Genomic DNA, 1,848 nt, shown 5'->3' on the forward strand with positions numbered 1-1,848 from the left:
TCCAGCTGACTTCGGTCCCATTCAGGCCTCTGAAATTTGCAAGGAATTGCTACCATTTTAGCGAAAGTTTGCAAATCCCAGCTACTGTTTTTCGGTCTTTCGCTAGCAGAATCAAACGGTTAGGAATAATTCAGGCCGGACTATTTAGCCATCAACCCGCTCAAGGAAATAAAGCAAGAAGACTTTCGGTTGAAGCCGGTTTTGTTAATCGTGCGTTGCACCCAACTTCAGTCATTTTCGCGATCGATATAGGATCGTCATATGCTGATAGAGCGATGATATGGAATTTCCAACTGTCCGCGCGTGCCCGTATTGCTGACGCCGTGTCATACCCATTTAGGATGGGCATGTTCATGTCCAACAAGATCACCCTCGGCTGAAAAAAATCCAATTGATCCAAGGCTGCTCGGCCATGATATGCGACAGCTGTTGTGTAGCCGAGACTTTGCAACAGAAGATCAAGCATATCGGCTGCATCTTTGTTGTCGTCCACTATTAGAACGCGGCAACTCATGTGTCATCCCCATATCAAGCAAATCCAAATGGGCCAAAGATGGCAGTGTTGAGTTGTGGGTTCAACGAGCGTTTCAATAGCGTCTTTCTTGACCATACCATAAACAAGAATATTGCGTAAGCGCAACGGCAAGGTGTTCGCCCTTGCCGACGTCAACGCCAATAAAGACATCTACGGCATCGTAATGTTCAATCGCGTCCATGCGACCTCCCGCTACAAGAGGTTCTAATGGCCAACGGTTTGCGGTAGCAGGTCTTGGCATCCACGTTACGGATGGCCTCAGAATGTCCTCTGGACCAAGTCCCTATCAGCGACCACCAGCCACCCACCAAGTTCTGTGACAACACCCTCCGGATCATGGGGGACTGGGGGCAACAATCATGCCGAACTTGGCTGGTCAAAACCTTGAGGATCAAGGTCTATATATAGTAACGGGGCTGGCGATTGTGGCCGCGTGCATTGGTAGAAATGATCGGTTGAAAATTTGTATCCATGATCGAATTGGATCAGGTAGTCCAGACGGTACTAGGAAGACGCTTACCCAAAAACGTAAGTCGTCCCGAGCGGTCGATAGTGACCCCAATTCACTGTCGAGCTGGCAGCGCATCGTGGTCTTGCCATGAGTCCTGCTGCCTGCAGTGAGTCTATGTACAAGCGGAGAATGTGATATTTGCAACAGGTGTTGAATTCCCATTATTTTGGAATTATGATCGGCTGTTATGCAACAATGCCAAATTTTGTTTGACTGCCAATCTGAGTGCATGGGAGAATCAACTAATATCAAATACGCGTGACTGGCGATGAACATGGTTGATATCGAGGTGCCACTGGAGGTGTTGCTAACGCAGCAGTTGATGCTGCGTTACGGCCCAATTATCGGCAACGAGGATCTTTGCCAGGCACTTGGCTATTCATCAAGAGAAGCATTTCGACAGGCGCTCGCCCGCAGGGATATACCGATACCCGTCTTCGACATCGAAAAGCGACGAGGAAAGTACGCACTAATTGGTGATGTCGCTAAGTGGCTTGTAGAACAGCGTAGCCGGTCGTTCAATACAACAACCGTTGAGTCAAAATCAGTTATATCCACACCCAATACTACAATCAAGGAGGTCCCATGATCTAGAAAATATGGGGCGCAAACGAAAAAGCCCGTGGGGTTAGAGGCCCACGAGCTTTTAAAAGCATTTGGAACTGAGATGCCTTTTTGTTAAGTTGCACTGAAATCTGACCCACCTTTCCCACGAATTTGCAACGGAATCTGACCCACGTTAGTAGCACAATTCCCCCTGTCTTTTCGGCAGGAGATCGGAGTGATCGACGTGGCATTGCTA

Annotated in this window: 3 protein-coding genes; 1 reads left to right on the forward strand and 2 read right to left on the reverse strand. The window is 48.3% G+C overall.

Annotated elements, in window-relative coordinates; all coding sequences use genetic code 11:
- Positions 1–160: 160 nt before the first annotated feature.
- Positions 161–514, reverse strand: a complete 354-nt coding sequence (locus GJ699_RS35395; RefSeq protein ID WP_154383807.1) for a response regulator — start codon at positions 512–514, stop codon at positions 161–163.
- Positions 515–587: 73 nt separating this feature from the next.
- Positions 588–716 carry a hypothetical protein gene (locus GJ699_RS35075; protein ID WP_267877760.1) on the reverse strand — a complete coding sequence of 43 codons (129 nt, stop codon included), beginning with the start codon at positions 714–716 and terminating at the stop codon, positions 588–590.
- Positions 717–1,320: 604 nt separating this feature from the next.
- On the opposite strand from GJ699_RS35075, the gene GJ699_RS33855 reads away from it, so the two are divergent.
- Entirely contained in the window at positions 1,321–1,635 is a 315-nt protein-coding gene (locus GJ699_RS33855) for a hypothetical protein (protein WP_154383808.1), read from the forward strand.
- Positions 1,636–1,848 lie beyond the last annotated feature (213 nt).

The organism is Duganella guangzhouensis (assembly GCF_009674535.1).
GTDB classification, from domain to species: Bacteria; Pseudomonadota; Gammaproteobacteria; order Burkholderiales; family Burkholderiaceae_D; genus Rugamonas; species Rugamonas guangzhouensis.

Coding starts and splice junctions, on each gene's coding strand:
- GJ699_RS35395 (WP_154383807.1), bottom strand. CDS start 514: ATGAGTTGCCGCGTTCTAATAGTGGACGACAACAAAGATGCAGCCGAT.
- GJ699_RS35075 (WP_267877760.1), bottom strand. CDS start 716: ATGGACGCGATTGAACATTACGATGCCGTAGATGTCTTTATTGGCGTT.
- GJ699_RS33855 (WP_154383808.1), top strand. CDS start 1,321: ATGGTTGATATCGAGGTGCCACTGGAGGTGTTGCTAACGCAGCAGTTG.